14 protein-coding genes and 2 tRNA genes are annotated in these 18,338 nt (G+C 38.5%); 1 reads left to right on the top strand and 15 read right to left on the bottom strand.

The features are described from left to right. Positions 1 to 12: 12 nt before the first annotated feature. The 9 genes from rpsS to rpsL all read right to left on the bottom strand — a co-directional run bounded on the left by rpsS (position 13) and on the right by rpsL (position 6,647). The gene (rpsS, locus tag FD688_RS02440; RefSeq protein ID WP_034531502.1) at positions 13 to 288 is read right to left on the bottom strand and encodes a 30S ribosomal protein S19; all 276 of its coding nucleotides are present in this window, start codon (positions 286 to 288) and stop codon (positions 13 to 15) included. 63 nt (positions 289 to 351) lie between these two features. Next, positions 352 to 1,191, bottom strand: coding sequence for a 50S ribosomal protein L2 (gene rplB / locus FD688_RS02435; RefSeq protein WP_034531499.1), 840 nt, complete (start codon positions 1,189 to 1,191; stop codon positions 352 to 354). Positions 1,192 to 1,216: 25 nt separating this feature from the next. Next, a complete protein-coding gene (gene rplW / locus FD688_RS02430) occupies positions 1,217 to 1,504 on the bottom strand; it encodes a 50S ribosomal protein L23 (RefSeq protein WP_034531498.1) in 288 nt (95 codons plus the stop codon). Beyond that, entirely contained in the window at positions 1,504 to 2,127 is a 624-nt protein-coding gene (rplD, locus tag FD688_RS02425; protein WP_034531497.1) for a 50S ribosomal protein L4, read from the bottom strand. Before rplD ends, rplW begins: the two co-directional genes overlap by 1 nt. Before the next feature lie 17 nt (positions 2,128 to 2,144). Further along, entirely contained in the window at positions 2,145 to 2,780 is a 636-nt protein-coding gene (rplC, locus tag FD688_RS02420) for a 50S ribosomal protein L3 (protein WP_034531496.1), read from the bottom strand. Between the two features lie 34 nt (positions 2,781 to 2,814). Continuing rightward, entirely contained in the window at positions 2,815 to 3,123 is a 309-nt protein-coding gene (gene rpsJ / locus FD688_RS02415) for a 30S ribosomal protein S10 (protein WP_034531495.1), read from the bottom strand. Positions 3,124 to 3,524: 401 nt separating this feature from the next. Then, complete coding sequence (gene fusA / locus FD688_RS02410; protein ID WP_138741668.1) at positions 3,525 to 5,615, bottom strand: elongation factor G; 2,091 nt, start codon at positions 5,613 to 5,615, stop codon at positions 3,525 to 3,527. Positions 5,616 to 5,722: 107 nt separating this feature from the next. After that, positions 5,723 to 6,193, bottom strand: a complete 471-nt coding sequence (gene rpsG, locus FD688_RS02405) for a 30S ribosomal protein S7 (protein ID WP_034531493.1) — start codon at positions 6,191 to 6,193, stop codon at positions 5,723 to 5,725. Between the two features lie 40 nt (positions 6,194 to 6,233). Then, on the bottom strand, positions 6,234 to 6,647 hold the full coding sequence (gene rpsL, locus FD688_RS02400) for a 30S ribosomal protein S12 (protein ID WP_034531492.1): 414 nt from the start codon (positions 6,645 to 6,647) through the stop codon (positions 6,234 to 6,236). Between the two features lie 172 nt (positions 6,648 to 6,819). Between rpsL and FD688_RS07470 the strand changes: the two genes are divergently transcribed. Next, positions 6,820 to 7,479, top strand: a complete 660-nt coding sequence (locus tag FD688_RS07470) for a prepilin peptidase (RefSeq protein ID WP_138741667.1) — start codon at positions 6,820 to 6,822, stop codon at positions 7,477 to 7,479. A 37-nt stretch (positions 7,480 to 7,516) separates the two neighbouring features. Here FD688_RS07470 and rpoC read toward each other — a convergent pair whose 3' ends face one another. From rpoC to FD688_RS02365, 6 genes are all read right to left on the bottom strand, one after another. Further along, a complete protein-coding gene (gene rpoC, locus FD688_RS02390) occupies positions 7,517 to 11,179 on the bottom strand; it encodes a DNA-directed RNA polymerase subunit beta' (RefSeq protein WP_138741666.1) in 3,663 nt (1,220 codons plus the stop codon). Positions 11,180 to 11,196: 17 nt separating this feature from the next. Continuing rightward, positions 11,197 to 14,805 carry a DNA-directed RNA polymerase subunit beta gene (locus FD688_RS02385; protein ID WP_034534412.1) on the bottom strand — a complete coding sequence of 1,203 codons (3,609 nt, stop codon included), beginning with the start codon at positions 14,803 to 14,805 and terminating at the stop codon, positions 11,197 to 11,199. A gap of 266 nt (positions 14,806 to 15,071) precedes the next feature. Next, a complete protein-coding gene (locus FD688_RS02380; protein WP_138741664.1) occupies positions 15,072 to 17,570 on the bottom strand; it encodes an ATP-dependent Clp protease ATP-binding subunit in 2,499 nt (832 codons plus the stop codon). Positions 17,571 to 17,585: 15 nt separating this feature from the next. Next, positions 17,586 to 18,053: a CtsR family transcriptional regulator gene (locus FD688_RS02375; protein WP_138741663.1), complete on the bottom strand. Its 468-nt coding sequence runs from the start codon at positions 18,051 to 18,053 to the stop codon at positions 17,586 to 17,588. A 125-nt stretch (positions 18,054 to 18,178) separates the two neighbouring features. Then, positions 18,179 to 18,252: transfer RNA gene (locus FD688_RS02370), tRNA-Pro, on the bottom strand. Positions 18,253 to 18,264: 12 nt separating this feature from the next. Then, positions 18,265 to 18,338: transfer RNA gene (locus FD688_RS02365), tRNA-Arg, on the bottom strand.

Here is an 18,338-nt window from a genome sequence, read left to right as displayed (position 1 = left end):
TATCCTCCTTGCTTAAACAGTTTTCTTATCGTCGTTTCCATGTCCATGGAAAGTACGAGTTGGTACGAATTCACCTAGTTTGTGACCTACCATATCTTCTTGAATATATACTGGAACGTTCTTTCTTCCATCATAAACAGCGATAGTGTAGCCAATAAAACTAGGGAAGATTGTTGAACGACGTGACCATGTCTTGATTACGTCTTTCTTGTCTTGGTCTTTTTGAGCATCGATTTTCTTTAAAAGATGCTTATCGGCAAAAGGTCCCTTTTTTAAACTACGAGACATTATGAAACCTCCTCTTCAAAATCAGTATAGGGAAGTGTATACCCGAAGGTATAACTTAATTTATTACATCTTTGATCCCTTACGACGGCGAACAATGAACTTGTTGGAACGAGCCTTCTTACTACGAGTCTTCTTACCAACAGTCTTCTTGTGCCATGGTGATAATGGTGATGGGTAACCAACTGGAGCTTTACCTTCACCACCACCATGAGGGTGATCGTTAGGGTTCATTACAGAACCACGAACGTGTGGACGTTGGCCCTTGTAACGGTTACGACCAGCTTTACCAATGTTAACTAATGAGTGTTCTTCGTTACCAATGCTACCAATTGTTGCACGGTTAACTGAAAGAATCATACGAACTTCACCTGAAGCTAGACGAACTAATACGTATTTTCCTTCCTTACCCAATAGTTGAGCTGAAGTACCAGCAGAACGAACTAATTGTCCACCCTTACCTGGTTTTAATTCGATATTGTGAATAACTGTACCTACAGGGATATCCTTCAATGCTAAAGCATTACCTGGTTTGATATCAGCGTTTGGTCCTGATTGAACCTTGTCGCCAACTTTTAGACCCTTAGGTGCTAGAATGTATGACTTGATACCGTCAGTGTAAACAACTAACGCAATGTTAGCAGTACGGTTTGGATCGTATTCAATAGTCTTAACGATACCATCAACGTCGTCATGGTTACGCTTGAAATCAATAATACGGTATTGATTCTTGTTACCACCACCACGGTGACGAACAGTCATATGACCATAGTTGTTACGACCAGCAGTGTGTGACTTAGGAGCCAATAATGACTTTTCAGGTTTTGAAGTAGTCAAAACACTGTAGTCAATGCTAGTCATGTTACGACGACCATTACTGGTTGCCTTGTATTTTTTAATAGCCACGGTGTTTTCCTCCTAAATTGATATTTTATTTATTGCTAAATAAGTTAATTTCTTTTGAATCGTTTGATAAAGTAACGATCGCCTTACGACGTTTCTTAGTGTAACCTGAGAAACGACCTTGGCGCTTTAGCTTACCTTTAAGATTCATAATATTTACGTTTGCAACTTTAACATCAAAGATGTCTTGAATTGCGTTCTTCACTTGTGTTTTAGTTGCTCGTAAGTCAACATCAAAAGTGTATTTCTTTTCGTCCATCATAGCAGTTGATTGTTCTGTAATAACGGGACGTAGGATAATATCACGTGATTCCATTATGCGAGCACCTCCTCTACTTGAGAAAGAGCAGCCTTTGTGATGACAATCTTGTCACTGTTTACAACGCTCAATGTGTTTAAACCTTTAGCTGAAACAATTTCAACGTTCTTTAGGTTACGAGCTGATAATACAGCGTTCTTGTTGTCTTCTTCCAAGACTACTAATGTCTTAGTTGAAGCATTTAGCTTGTTTAGTGCTTCTGAGAAGTCTTTAGTCTTAGGAGCATCAAAGCTTAATGAGTCAACAACTACGAAGTTGTCGTTAGCAACCTTTTCTGATAGAACAGATTTGATAGCTAGACGGCTAACCTTCTTTGGTAAGTGGTAGCTGTATGAACGAGGAGTTGGTCCGAAGACAATTCCACCCCCACGCCATTGTGGTGAACGGATTGAACCTTGACGAGCACGTCCAGTACCCTTTTGACGCCATGGCTTCTTACCACCACCTCTAACAGCGCTTCTGTTCTTTACAGCGTGTGTACCTTGGCGCATTGATGCTCTTTGCATCAAAACAACGTCAAATACAACACTGTCGTTTTGTTCGATAGCAAAAATTTCATCGTTTAATTCAACGTTTCCGTTCTTACTACCATCTTGTTTGTATAATGCTACGCTTGTCATTTATGGTTCCTCCTTTCTTATTTTTGTGATCCGCGAGCTGCAGATTTAACAGTTAGGAATGACTTGTTGGCACCAGGAACGTTACCCTTAATTAGGATTACGTTGTTGTCAACGTCAGCCTTAACTACTTCAAGATTTTGAATAGTAACTTGTTTGTTACCCATTCTACCTGGTAATTTCATACCCTTAGTAACACGGTTGATAATTACACCAAGTGAACCAGGACGACGGTGGTATCTAGAACCGTGAGTTTCAGGACCTCTAGCTTGACCATCCTTATGAATGTTACCTTGGTAACCATGACCCTTTGTAATACCTGTTACATCTACGATGTCACCGGCTTCAAAAATGTCTGCCTTGATTTCGTCTGCTACATTGTAATCGCTAAGCTCAACATCTCTGATTTCTTTAATGAAGCGCTTAGGATTTGTATTTGCTTTTGCTACATGACCTTTTTCTGGTTTGTTACTTAAAACATCACGTTTGTCTTCGTAACCAAGTTGGATAGCGTTGTATCCATCAGTTTCAGTTGATTTAGTTTGTAGAACAACGTTTGGAGTTACATCTACAACAGTAACTGGTACTAATTCACCGTTTTCAGTGAAAACTTGAGTCATTCCGACTTTTCTACCTAAGATTCCTTTTCTGGTCATGAGTACACCTCCGATATATTGTAATTTTGATTAATTATAGTTTAATTTCGATATCAACACCGCTTGGTAAATCAAGCTTCATTAGTGAATCAACTGTTTTTGGTGTTGGGTTTAAGATGTCGATAAGACGTTTGTGAGTCAACATTTCAAATTGTTCACGTGACTTCTTAAACTTATGTGGTGAAGCTAGAACAGTATAAACAGTTCTATCTGTTGGCAATGGAATTGGACCAGAAACACTAGCACCAGTTCTTTGCGCAGTAGCCACAATCTTTTCAGCTGATTGATCTAAAGTACGATGTTCATATGCCTTTAAACGGATACGAATCTTTTGCTTTGCCATTATTTTCCCTCCTCGTCTGTATTTTAAATACGACTAACTCCGTGGAAATTACCGGCGCACCCTTCATGACAAAGTGGCCGGGTGTGTCGCAACCTCCCACATCAACGCTTTTCTCATATCTGCTTGAGAGCATACTAACCCCTCGAACAGGTACTTGTATATCATACTAGATTTTCTGCGGTGTTTCAAGGGTTTTCACTCATTTTATTAAAAATATTTTTGTTTTTTTCAATAAAACTTTTTTTAAAAAATTGAAAATTTTTTATTTTTTCTTCAATAATTATGTTTATATGATCATTGAACTAAATTATTGCAGAAAATTGTGTTTAATAAATAAATTTTTTATGTACAAAAAAAGAAGCGTCGAAATTAATCAACACTTCTTTTTTTAGAAACACTAATTACTTGTTTCCACCGTTCTTTTCAATAATTTCTTCTTGAACTGCGGCTGGAACTGGTGAGTAGTGATCAAATGTCATTGAGAAAGTACCTCTACCTTGAGATGCTGAACGCAATGTAGTTGCGTAACCAAACATTTCTGATAGTGGAACCATAGCATGGATTAGTTGAGCTTTGTTTCTAACTTCCATACCGTCAACGTTACCACGACGTGCAGTAACTTGTCCCATAACATCACCCATGTATTCTTCTGGAACCACGATATCAACTTTCATGATTGGTTCTAGAATAACTGGGCCAGCTGACTTAGCAGCATTTCTTAATGCTAATGATGCAGCAACCTTAAATGCAGCTTCAGATGAATCGACATCATGGTAACTACCATCATATAACTTAGCCTTAACGTCAATCAATGGGTAACCAGCAAGAACACCGTTTGCCATTGATTCTTTTAGACCTTGTTCAACTGAAGGAATGTATTCACGAGGAACAACCCCACCAACGATAGCATTTTCGAATTCGAAACCTTTACCAGTTTCATTTGGAGTAAATTCAATCCAAACATCACCATATTGACCTTTACCACCAGATTGACGAACGAATTTACCTTGGGCCTTAGTTGGCTTAGTAAATGCTTCTCTGTAGGCAACTTGTGGTTGACCAATAGTAGCTTCAACCTTGAATTCACGTTTCATACGGTCAACGATAATGTTCAAGTGAAGTTCACCCATTCCGGCGATAATAGTTTCACCAGTTTCGTTATCAGTTTCAGCCTTAAATGTAGGATCTTCTTCTGATAATTTTTGTAGAGCAATGTTCATCTTGTCTTGGTCAGCCTTAGTCTTAGGTTCAACAGAAACAGAAATAACTGGATCTGGGAATACCATTGATTCTAGGTGTAATGGGTGCTTTTGATCAGTTAGTGAGTCACCAGTAGTGGTGTTCTTCAAACCAATAGCAGCAGCGATATCACCAGAGAATACTTCTGGGATTTCAGTTCTATCATTTGAGTGCATTTGTAGTAAACGACCAACACGTTCACGCTTGTCCTTAGTTGCGTTAAGAACGTATGAACCTGATTCTAGAGTACCTTGGTATACACGAATGAAAGTTAAACGACCAACGAATGGGTCAGTTGCAACCTTAAATGCTAAAGCAGCAAATGGCTTGTTGTCATCAGCTTTAAGTTCAACATCTTCACCTGATTCAGGGTCAGTGGCCTTGTATGGACGAACATCAAGTGGTGATGGTAAGAAGTCCAATACGGCGTCCATTAACATTTGAATACCCTTATTCTTGAATGCTGAACCAGCTAATACTGGGTAGTATTCTAGGTTAAGAGTACCTTGACGGATAGCAGCCTTGATTTCAGGTACAGAAATTTCTTCACCTTCAAGGTATTTTTCCATGATTCCGTCATTGATGTCAGCAAGTGATTCAATTAAGCTAGCACGTGCTTCATCAGCTTTTTCCTTGTAATCGTCTGGAATATCAACGATATCGTAGTTTGAACCATTTTCATCTAAATCATAGATGTATGCTTTCATTTCTACTAAGTCGATAACACCTTGGAAAGTGTCTTCCTTACCGATAGGAATTTGGATAGCATGTGCGTTAGCATCTAGACGTTCATGTAGTGATTCTACTGAAGCTTCGAAGTCAGCACCTAGCTTATCCATCTTGTTAGCGAATACGATACGAGGAACTTCGTATTCTGAAGCTTGACGCCAAACAGTTTCTGTTTGAGGTTCAACCCCAGCAGCAGCATCCAAGATAGTAATTGAACCATCTAGAACACGTAGTGAACGTTCAACTTCGGCAGTGAAGTCCACGTGTCCTGGAGTATCGATGATGTTGATACGAGTATCTTTCCAACGTGCAGTAGTAGCAGCTGAAGTGATAGTGATACCACGTTCTTGTTCTTGTACCATCCAGTCCATTTGTGAAGCACCATCATGAGTTTCACCAATTTTGTGGATTCTACCAGTGTAGTACAAAATACGTTCAGTAGCAGTAGTCTTACCAGCATCAATATGAGCAGTGATACCGATATTACGAGTTTTTTCTAATGGGAATTCACGTTTGTTAGCCATTATAAAAAGTTTCTCCTCTCAAAAATAAATCTCTTTTGTAAAAAAGTGGCTAATATAATAACACATTAGCCACTCATTAAATGTACAAATAAGTTTGTACGTTTATTTTACCAACGGTAGTGAGCAAATGCACGGTTAGCTTCTGCCATCTTATGAGTGTCTTCACGTTTCTTAACTGAGGCACCTGTGTTGTTAGCAGCATCCATAAGTTCACGACCTAGGCGTTCAACCATTGTGTGTTCACCACGTAGACGTGCGTAGTTTACGATCCAACGTAAACCTAGAGTAACACGACGGTCAGGACGTACTTCGATAGGAACTTGGTAGTTTGATCCACCAACACGACGAGCCTTAACTTCTAGTACAGGCATAACGTTGTTCATAGCTTCTTCGAATACGTCAACTGGGTCATTTCCAGTTTCTTTCTTAATAAGATCAAATGCACCATATAAAATTTCTGATGCAGTTCCTCTCTTACCATCTAACATCAAACGGTTAATTAAGCTTGAAACCAATTTTGAGTTGTAGATTGGATCAGGAAGAACTTCACGTTTTTGAACATTTCCTTTTCTTGGCATTTAAAAATCCTCCTTGTTTTCTTATAGCGGAATAAATGTTTTAGTCTTTAGGCTTCTTAGTACCGTATTTTGAACGACCTTGACGACGGTCAGCAACACCGGCAGTATCTAGAGCACCACGAACGATGTGGTAACGTACCCCAGGTAAATCCTTAACACGACCACCACGAATTAAAACAACACTATGTTCTTGAAGGTTGTGACCAATACCAGGAATGTATGCAGTAACTTCAATCAAGTTTGATAGTCTAACACGGGCGTACTTACGTAGAGCTGAGTTAGGCTTCTTTGGAGTCATAGTACCAACACGGGTAGCTACTCCACGTTTTTGAGGAGCAGGGTTGTTAGTTTGCTTCTTCTTGTAACTGTTGTACCCATGGTTTAAAGCTGGGGCTTTTGATTTAGAACTTCTAGAATGACGACCTTTACGTACTAATTGGTTAATAGTAGGCATCTAAAAATTCCTCCTTCCAATAAAATTTATTTTTAAGTCCACACATCCAGGTGGTTCTTTTTTATGTAAAAGTTCACCGGATGAATAAGCACTTAATAATATTATCACGAGGTCCAATTTGTGTCAATGAAACTTAGGAATTCTTTCGTAAATATTATTGGAGGTTTTAAATATGTTTTTATGTATTTTATTTTTTCTGGGTTCTTCTTTTGGATCATTTCTCACTGCCCTATTTTATCGGATAGAACATCAAGAAAGCTTACTTACTTTTTCACATTGCGATATTTGCAAACACCAACTGGATATAATTGATTTGATTCCCATTTTTTCTTATCTACTCAGTCGTGGTAGATGTCGTCACTGTCATAGGATATACTCGAGTTTATCCTTTGTAAACGAAGTCTTCTTAGGCACAATCTTTCCATTAATATTCGTTGAAACCAGGAGTATGCTGCCATTACTAATAGTCGTCTATCTTTTCTACTTAAGTTTAGAAGATATGCATAAACAGATGGTTTCAAATATTATTTTACATTCATTGCTATTGACTGTTTTTATTTTTGTTCTCCCCTTCTCAAGGGTATTAATACTCTTGCCAATTTATTTCTTCTTCTACCTTTTAAACTATAACTACCATTTTATTGGTCAAGCAGATATCGATTTATTCGCAATTCTATTTCTATTAACCGGTAACCATGTTCTTTTAATTATCTTCATTGCCAGTTTCTTGGCATTAATAGCCTATCCATTTATTAAACCACAAAGTAATAAAATTCCGTTTATTCCATTCATTTATTTATCCTATCTGATGTTTCTATGTATAAAAAAATAGCAACCGCTTTTCAGCGATTGCTATTTTAAGTTGTAAATTATTGGTTATTTACGTCTTCTTCATTCATGCGTTTTTCAATTTGACTAATTGAGTAAACATCGTTTGAATCAACTTTTGGTGATTCTTGTTCTTCAACTTTAGCGTTGATTTCACCGTAAGTCTTCATTCCAGTACCAGCTGGAATTAGCTTACCAATAATAACATTTTCCTTAAGACCAACTAATGGATCGTTCTTACCGCGGATAGCAGCGTCTGTTAGAACACGAGTAGTTTCTTGGAATGATGCAGCTGATAAGAAACTGTTAGTTTCTAGGGCAGCCTTAGTAATACCTAAGATAACTGGACGTGCAGTTGCTGGAATCTTACCAGAAATAACTGCGTCAGCATTAGCTTCCTTAAAGTCATTAATATCCATCAAAGTACCTGGAAGAACGTCAGTGTCACCTGAGTCCATGATTCTTACCTTACGTAACATTTGGCGAACCATGATTTCAGCATGCTTATCACTAACTTCTACCCCTTGCATACGGTAAGTCTTTTGAACTTCACTTAGCAAGTATACTTCAGTTGATAGTGAGTCACGAACCTTGATTAGTTCCTTAGGATCAATTGAACCTTCATTAATAGCTTGTCCACGACGGATGAAGTCACCTTCAGCCACGTTCATACGAGCATTAATTGGAACCTTGTAAGTTCTAGTGTCGGCGTCACCTTTAACAGTAACTTCCTTCACTCTTTCAGCAGGGTTTTCTTCAATTAGAGATACAGTACCTGTAACTTCAGTAATTTCAGCTTTACCTTTAGGGTTTCTAGCTTCGAAAATTTCTTGAACACGAGGAAGACCTTGTGTGATATCCGCGTTACCAGCAACCCCACCGGTATGGAAGTTACGCATAGTTAATTGAGTACCAGGTTCACCAATTGATTGAGCTGCAACAGTACCAACAGCTTCACCAACTTCGACAGGTGAACCAGTGGCTAAGTTACGACCATAACATTTTTCACAAACCCCATGCACTGTGTTACAAGTGAATGCTGAACGAATTTCAACTTCTTCAATTCCAGCAGCTTCAATTGCTTCTGCTTCGGGTTCGTTAATCATTTGGTTATGCTTAACAATTACTTCGCCAGTTTCTGGGTTCTTAACTGTCTTCATAGCATATCTACCAATGATTCTGTCATATAGAGGTTCAATCATTTCGTTACCTTGCTTCAATGCAGCAACGATAACTCCACGGTCAGTATTACAATCTTCTTCTCTGATAATAACGTCTTGGGCCACATCAACTAGACGACGAGTTAAGTAACCTGAGTTGGCAGTCTTCAAGGCGGTATCAGTCATACCCTTACGGGCACCGTGGGTTGAAATGAACATTTCAAGAACTGATAGACCTTCACGGAAGTTAGCAGTGATAGGTAGTTCCATGATTTCACCATTAGGTGCAGCCATCAAACCACGCATACCAGCTAATTGAGTAAAGTTAGAGATGTTACCACGAGCACCAGAGTCACTCATCATAAAGATAGGGTTTTGAGGATCGAAGTTCTTCAACAAGTCGTTTTGAATTTCATCCTTAGCATCACTCCAGATACCGATAACTCTTTCGTAACGTTCTTGGTCGGTAATTAAACCACGACGGAATTGTTTTGTAACGTTTTCAACTTTTTTGTGTGAATCAGCAATAATTTGAGGTTTTGATTTAAGGTCAGTAACATCTGTGATACCAACAGTTAAACCTGATTTAGTTGATTCGTTGTAACCTAAGTCCTTCATTCTATCTAGTAGTTGTGAAGTTTCAGTTACCTTGTATTGCTTGTAAACTTCAGCAATGATGTCTGATAAGAAACCTTTCTTGAAGGCACCATTTAGTGGAGCATTCTTCAAGTGTTCATGGATATCTTCACCAGGTTCTAGGAAGAAACTGTCAGATAAGTGACCATGTAGGTTAGTATCAGTTGGTTCGTTCAAGTATTGGAATGTCTTTGGAAGAATACCGTTAAAGATAATCTTACCAATAGTTGTTACCAAAATCTTGTCCTTTTGTTCATCAGTAAATGGCTTTTCACTCATTGATGAAGCGGCAATACCAACACGAGTGTGCCAGTGTGTTAAACCACTTTGGTATGAAAGTCTTGCTTCTTCAGGTGTGTTGAAGATCATACCTTCACCTTCACGACCTTCTTCTTCCATAGTTAGGTAGTAGTTACCGATAACCATATCTTGTGAAGGAGCAACGATTGGGTTTCCATCACGAGGGGCAAGAATATGAGTAGCAGCTAGCATCAATAGTCTTGATTCAGCTTGTGCTTCGTCTGATAAAGGAACGTGGATGGCCATTTGGTCACCATCAAAATCGGCATTGTAAGCTTCACAAGCTAATGGGTGAAGACGCATTGATTTACCTGAAACCAACACAGGTTCGAATGCTTGAATACCTAATCTATGCAATGTAGGCGCACGGTTAAGCAATACTGGATGTTCCTTAATTACGTCATCCAATACATCGAATACTTCTTCATCTTTACGTTCGATTTGACGTTTAGCAGACTTAATATTTGATGCACTACCACGTTTTACAAGTTCTTTCATAATGAAAGGCTTGAATAATTCCATGGCCATTGGAACTGGAAGTCCCATTTGGTTGAACTTCAAGAATGGTCCAACATCAATAACAGAACGACCAGAGTAGTCAACACGCTTACCAAGTAAGTTTTGTCTGAAACGACCTTGCTTACCTTTAAGCATGTGTGATAGTGACTTAAGTGGACGGTTACCAGGACCAGCAACAGGACGACCACGACGACCGTTATCAATCAAAGCATCAACAGCTTCTTGTAACATTCGTTTTTCATTTTGAACGATGATACCAGGAGCATGTAAGTCTAATAATCTCTTTAGACGGTTATTTCTGTTAATAACACGACGGTACAAGTCATTTAAATCAGAAGTAGCAAAACGGCCACCTTCTAGTTGTACCATTGGTCTTAAGTCAGGTGGAATAACTGGAATTGCTTCCATTACCATCCATGACAAGTCATTTCCTGATTGTAGGAAGGCTTCTAGAATATCTAGACGTCTAACAGCTCTAACACGCTTTTGACCAGTAGCCTTCTTTAGTTCATCTTTTAGTTCAGCAACTTCTTTATTGATATCAACATTGTTCAATAAAGTTCTAATTGCTTCAGCACCAATCTTAGCTTCAAAACGGTTACCGTATTCAAGTTTCTTTTCACGGTAATCTTGTTCTGAGATTAGTTGCTTGTTTTCTAGTGGAGTATCACCAGGATCTGTAACAACGTATGAAGCAAAGTAGATAATTTCTTCCAAAGCACGTGGGCTCATGTCTAATACAAGACCCATACGACTTGGAATTCCTTTAAAGTACCAAATGTGAGTTACTGGAGCAGCTAATTCAATGTGTCCCATACGTTCACGACGCACTTTGGCACGTGTAACTTCTACCCCACAACGATCACAGACGATACCCTTGTATCTAATACGTTTATATTTACCACAAGCACATTCCCAATCCTTTGTAGGACCGAAAATTCTTTCGTCGAATAGACCATCTTTTTCTGGTTTTAAAGTTCTGTAGTTGATAGTTTCTGGCTTTTTAACTTCACCAAATGACCAACTACGAATTTTATCAGAAGAAGCTAATCCAATTTGCATGCTTGAAAATTTGTTTACATCGACCAATGGATAGTCCCCTTTCTTTATTCCTTAAAGTTGGTGTTCGCTTTATCGTCTTGTTCAGACTTTTCTTCATCTTTTTCTTCTTGTTCTTTCTTTTGCTTTTCAGCTAATTTGCTTAAAGCATCAACGTTAACAACACCATCGTCTTCTTCGCTATCTAAGTCACGAAGTTCGATTTCTTGGTTGTCTTCGTTAAGAACCTTCATGTCTAATCCTAGAGCTTGAAGTTCTTTTACAAGAACACGGAATGATTCAGGAACACCTGGCTTAGGAATTGGTTCACCCTTAACGATAGCTTCGTATGTCTTAACACGACCAACAACGTCATCTGATTTGTAAGTCAAGATTTCTTGTAGTGTGTATGCGGCACCATAAGCTTCTAGGGCCCAAACTTCCATTTCACCAAAACGTTGTCCACCAAATTGTGCTTTACCACCAAGTGGTTGTTGAGTAACTAGTGAGTAAGGTCCAATTGAACGAGCATGGATCTTATCATCAACCATGTGAGCAAGTTTCAAGTAGTGCATTACACCGACAGCAACACGTTTATCGAATGGTTCACCGGTTCTACCATCATAAACAACTGACTTACCGTCTGAAGCCATACCAGCTTCTTTAACAGCGTCCCAGATATCTGAATCACGAGCACCATCGAATACCGGAGTACTTACGTGAATACCTAGTTTTTTAGCAGCCATACCTAAATGTAATTCAAGAACTTGTCCAATGTTCATACGTGAAGGAACACCCATGGGACTCAATAGAATATCAATTGGAGTACCATCTGGTAAGTAAGGCATATCTTCTTCAGGAATAACAATGGAAACAGTACCCTTGTTACCATGACGACCAGACATCTTGTCCCCAACTTGAATCTTACGTTTTTGAGCAATGTAAACTCGAACCATCTTGTTTACACCTGGTGCTAATTCATCACCATTTTCTCTAGTGAAGACCTTAACATCTTGAACGATACCGCCACCACCGTGAGGTACACGTAGTGAAGTATCACGAACTTCTCTAGATTTTTCACCGAAGATAGCATGTAGTAAACGTTCTTCAGCTGATAATTCTGTTACACCCTTAGGAGTAACCTTACCAACTAAGATGTCACCGTCATGTACTTCTGCACCAATTCTAATAGTTCCTTCTTCGTCAAGGTTTCTCAAAGCGTCTTCCCCAACGTTAGGAATTTCTCTAGTCATTTCTTCAGGTCCAAGTTTGGTATCTCTAGTTTCTGATTCGTATTCTTCAATATGAATTGAAGTGTATACGTCTTCTCGAACTAATCTTTCTGAAATACCAATGGCATCTTCGAAGTTGTAACCTTGCCAAGTCATAAATGCAACAACTGGGTTTTGACCTAAAGCAAGTTCTCCGTTTTCCATTGAAGGACCGTCAGCTAGAATTTCATCAGCGTCAACCTTGTCGTTTACACGAACAATTGGACGTTGGTTGTAGTTCTTACCACCGTTTGAACGTTGGAACTTCATTAGCTTGTAAGTGTCTAATGAACCGTCTTCTCTTCTAACACGAACTTCGTCAGCGTCAACGTATTCAACAGTACCTGGGTGTTTACAGATTAAAGCAACACCAGAGTCATGAGCTGCCTTGTATTCAATACCAGTACCAACTAGTGGTGCATGTGGGTTAACCAAAGGAACAGCTTGACGTTGCATGTTGGCACCCATCAAGGCACGGTTAGAGTCATCGTTTTCCAAGAAAGGAATACATGCAGTGGCAACTGAAACTACTTGCTTAGGAGAAACATCCATGTAGTCAACGTTTTCAATCTTAGTTTCAATATTGTTTGACTTGTATCTAGCCATAACAACATCGTTCTTGAATGATCCATCTTCATTTAATGGAGAGTTAGCTTGAGCAACTACGAAGTTATCTTCTTCGTCAGCTGATAAGTAATCAATCTTATCAGTTACTTTGTGAGTATCCCATGATACACGACGATAAGGTGTTTCCACAAAACCATACTTGTTAACTTTAGAATAACTTGAAAGTGAGTTAATCAAACCAATGTTAGGACCTTCGGGAGTTTCAATAGGACAAATACGACCATAGTGAGTGTAGTGAACGTCACGAACTTCGTATCCGGCACGGTCTCTGGTTAAACCACCAGGTCCCAATGCAGATAGACGACGTTTATGAGTTAATTCACCCAATGGGTTGGTTTGGTCCATGAATTGTGACAATTGAGATGAACCAAAGAATTCCTTAATTGAAGCTACTACAGGACGAATATTGATTAATTGTTGTGGAGTAACAGTAGTAGTGTCTTGAATTGACATACGTTCTCTTACTACACGTTCCATTCTTGCTAGACCAATTCTGAATTGGTTTTGTAGTAATTCACCAACAGAACGGATACGACGGTTACCTAAATGGTCAATATCATCAGGTTCACCAATTCCTTCTTGCAAGTTGAAGAAGTAGTTAATAGCAGAAATGATGTCTGCTGGAGTGATGTGATGGTAATCCAATGAAATGTTGTCGTTTCCAATCATGTTAACAACATGATCTGGGTCTTTTTCTGATTGTACTTTGATGATTTGTACAGTCATTGGTTCTGGAACAACTGATTGTTCTGACGGGTTGAAAGTGTATGCCTTGAAATCTTCGCGGTCCAAGTATGGAGCTAATTCTTTCATGACATTCTTGTCAATTACAGTACCCTTCTTAGCAATAATTTCACCAGTATCTGGATCAGCTAAAGTTTCAGCAAGGGTTAATCCTAGTAAACGAGTCTTTAGGCTTAATTTGTTGTTAGTCTTGTATCTACCAACAGGAGCCATGTCGTAACGTTTTGGATCGAAGAAACGAGTAGTCAATAGGCTACGAGATGAATCAGCAGTCTTAGGTTCACCCGGACGTAGACGTTCGTAAATGTCCTTTAATGCTTCTTCAACACGTGAATCTTCTGTGTCTTTGTGGACATCTTTTTCAAGTGTCAATGAAAGACTATCATTGCTACCCAAAATTTGAGTAATTTCGTCATCTGAACCGAAACCTAAAGCACGAACTAGTTCAGTAATTGGTAGCTTTCTAGTTCTATCAATACGAACATATGATAAGTTCTTTGCATCAGTTTCGAATTCCATCCAGGCACCACGGTTAGGAATTACAGTAGTACCATAACTGATACGTCCATTTTTATCTTCTTCTTTGTGGAAGAATACACCAGGAGAACGAACTAATTGTGAAACAATTACACGTTCCGCCCCGTTAATAATGAAAGTACCTTGATCAGTCATCAATGGGAAATCACCAAAGAATACATCTTGGGTCTTAATTTCGCCAGTTTCATGATTGGTCAATTTCAATGTGATATGAAGTGGAGCTGAGTAGTTAGCCTCATGATCTCTTGCTTCATTAACAGTGTACTTAGGTTCTAATAATTGGTAATCAACAAATTCTAAGGATAGTTTTCCTTGGAAATCATCGATAGGCATAATGCTGTTAAACATTTCACGCAAACCTTCATCTAAGAACCACTTGTATGAATCTGTTTGAATTTCAATTAAATTAGGTAAATCAAGAACTTCCTTGATTTGAGAGTAACTTCTACGAATACGGTGTTTACCATATTTAACTAAATGTCCTGCCAAGTTCTTCACCCCTCCAAAAATTTCTACGTAAATGAAATATTACAATTGTGTTACAATTGCTTTTTTTTGCCCTTTTTTTCTAAAAATGAGCAAAAAAAAACCAAAATAAGCAATTCAAAATGAAGCTTATTTTTGGTTAATATAGGCGTGTCTGACGGACAATAGATCGCCGACACACATTTCACTTCGTAGTTATATATTTAGTATGATACTATCTAAGGTATATAAAGTCAAGATTTAGACAATAAAAAAGAGGGATAATTCCCTCTTTTTTATTATGCCTTAACGGATTCTTTTTTTGTAATCGTAATCTTACCTTTAGATGCTCCAATTGACACGTCATCCCCCGGTTTAATTTCACCAGAAAGAATTTCTTCAGAAACTTTGTCTTCTACATCATTTTGTAATGCACGACGAATTGGACGCGCACCATATTCAGGATTAAAACCATTCTTGGCAATCAATTCAATTGCCGCAGTAGTCATCTTCACGTTGATACCCAAATCATGAACTCGTTTCAATAAATCATTGGACATTAATTTAACAATTTCTTGAACTTGTTTTTCATTTAGTTCGTGGAAGATGATTGTTTCATCGATACGATTTAAGAATTCTGGTCTGAAGAATCTCTTCATTTGTTCTTCGACCGTCTTTCTCATTAGCTTGTAGTTTTCATCCTCATGATCTAGTTCAGCACCAAAACCAACGGTTTTCTTATCACGTAGTGTTCTAGCACCTAAATTAGAAGTCATAATCAAGACAGTATTTCTAAAGTCAACATGTCTACCTTTAGAATCAGTTAGATATCCATCGTCTAATACTTGTAGTAACAAGTTGAAGACATCCGGATGAGCCTTTTCTACTTCATCGAATAAAACAACTGAGTAAGGATGTTGTCTTACCTTTTCGGTTAATTGTCCACCTTCATCGTATCCAACGTATCCTGGAGCTGAACCGACCATTCGAGAAGCTGATTCCTTTTGCATATATTCTGACATATCAATTCTGATAATGTCGTCTTTTGAACCAAACATTTCTTCAGCTAAGTCCTTAGCTAATTCAGTCTTACCAACACCGGTAGGACCTAAGAAAATGAATGAACCGATTGGTCTGTTTGGATCCTTGATACCACTTCTAGCACGTCTAATTGCACGTGATACCGCAGAAACAGCTTCATTTTGACCAATAATTTTCTTGTGTAAGATTGACTCTAGGTTAACTAAACGCTTGCTGTCAGACTTAGTCATCTTCGTTACTGGAACCCCAGTCCATTCTGAGACAACCTTAGCGACATCTTCACCAGTTTCTTTGATATCAAAATTGTGGTCTTCTTGACGTTTCTTTCTAATATCAGCTGTTTCTTGACGTTTATTCTTTAATTCTTCTTGTAGTTCTTGTTCCTTTTGACGAAGTGAAACAGCATCTTCAAAACGTTGCTCTTCTATGGCACTTTCCATTTGTGTACTGTACTCGTTAATCTTGTTTTCAAGTTCTTCCAATGGATTATTTTCGTCTAGGTTGTTTATTCTAACCATGGCGGCAGCCTCATCCATCAGGTCAATTGCCTTATCAGGTAGGAAACGGTTACTGATGTATCTGCTTGATAAATCTACAGCCTTTTCAATAGCATCATCAGTAATTTTAACTTGGTGATGGCTTTCGTACTTAGGACGAATTCCCTTTAGGATTTCGACAGCTTCATCTCTAGTTGGTTCTTCAACCGAAACAGTTGCGAATCTTCTAGCTAAAGCCCCATCTTTTTCGATGTACTTTTGATATTCATCCAGGGTAGTAGCACCGATTGTTTGAAGATCTCCTCTAGCAAGTGCTGGCTTTAGAATATTGGAAGCATCGATTGCTCCTTCAGCGCCACCAGCACCCATTAAGGTGTGTAATTCATCAATGAATAGGATTACGTTACCCACTGACTTGATTTCACTAATAATCTTCATTAGACGTTTTTCAAACTCACCACGGTACTTAGTACCAGCGACTAAAGTTCCCATTTCAAGCATCATGATACGCTTATTTTGCATATCTTCTGGAACTTGTCTGTGAGCAACCTTTAATGCCAAGCCTTCAACAACAGCAGTCTTACCTACCCCTGCTTCCCCGATTAGCACTGGATTGTTCTTAGTACGACGACTAAGAATTTGAATTACACGTTTGATAACATCGTCCCTACCAATAGTAGGATCAATCAAACCATCTTTAGCTGATTTGGTAAGATCAGTAGCAAGTGAATCTAAAGTAGGAGTAGTTCCTTTATTACGAGATGCCCTACTTCCTGGTAATGGAATGTTCTTGGAATTTGAACTTGAATCGCCTGGGAATCCCATCTTACGCAATAGCACCTTCTTTACATCATTTACTTCAACCACGTTTAGTGCCACTAAAATTCTAGCGGCTAAAGTGTCTGGAGTATCTAAGATGGCAAGTAATAAGTGTTCTGTTCCTATTTTAATTGCACCGTATTTCTTTGCAATTTGTCCTGATAAGGTTAAAATGGCTTCCGCTTTAGGAGAATATGGTAAGTATGTGTCTTTATCTGAATCAGTTAGATTACCATATCCAACCAATATTTCCATTTCGCCTTTGATATCATCTTCATGAACATCGCACTGCTTTAGTGCTGATTTTGCGATGCCGTTATCTTCCATTGATAAAGCTAGTAATAAGTGTTCTGTCCCAATTCCTTGGTGGCCAAACACTTTGGCTTGTTCTTGTGCCAAAATCAATACGTTCTTTGCGCTTGGAGTAAAAATGTTATCCATATAGTGCCTCACTTTCTAGCTTTTGTATCTTAAATGATCAAGTATTGCAATCATTATATTCGCTCTAATCTCATTTTCAAGTAGTTTGTTGCCAACAGCTAGTGTCTGCTTGTTAATAGATGCTAACACTAAGTCAGCTTCATTGTCAGTAATTAGATTGTTTAACACCAAAGTATTGATAATTGCCTTACCTTCACGTTGGGTTAAACCATCGCCGATGGCATTAATCAGCGTATCTAAAATATCTATATTATCGAGCAGTTTTACTTTTTCAATACGGATGTATCCACCACCACCGCGTTTACTTTCGACTACGTATCCATTTTGAATGGTAAATCTAGTCTTAATAACGTAGTTGATTTGTGATGGAACAACATCAAAATGGCTGGCAATATCAGATCTACTAATTTCAACTCTCTCGTCTTCAGCAATCATTTCCTTTAAATACTTCTCAATAATATCCGAAATATTTTTACCCTGCATAATACCACCTCTTTCTTTGACTAATTCTGACTATAATTATACGGACTTATATTGAAAATGCAAAGATTTTTAACGAAAAACAAAAAAGAGAAAACAATCTAATGTTTTCTCTCTTACTTATATTATCGGGAAGACAGGATTCGAACCTGCGACCCCCTGGTCCCAAACCAGGTGCTCTACCAAGCTGAGCTACTTCCCGAAAATAAAAAAATGCACCCAGTAGGAGTCGAACCTACAACCTTCTGATTCGTAGTCAGACACTCTATCCAGTTGCGCTATGGGTGC

The sequence above is a fragment of the Apilactobacillus kunkeei genome, from assembly GCF_005930975.1.
GTDB lineage: Bacteria > Bacillota > Bacilli > Lactobacillales > Lactobacillaceae > Apilactobacillus > Apilactobacillus kunkeei_E.
The sequence above is the reverse complement of the archived record's forward strand: the minus strand, read 5'-3'. Positions and strand labels throughout refer to the sequence as shown.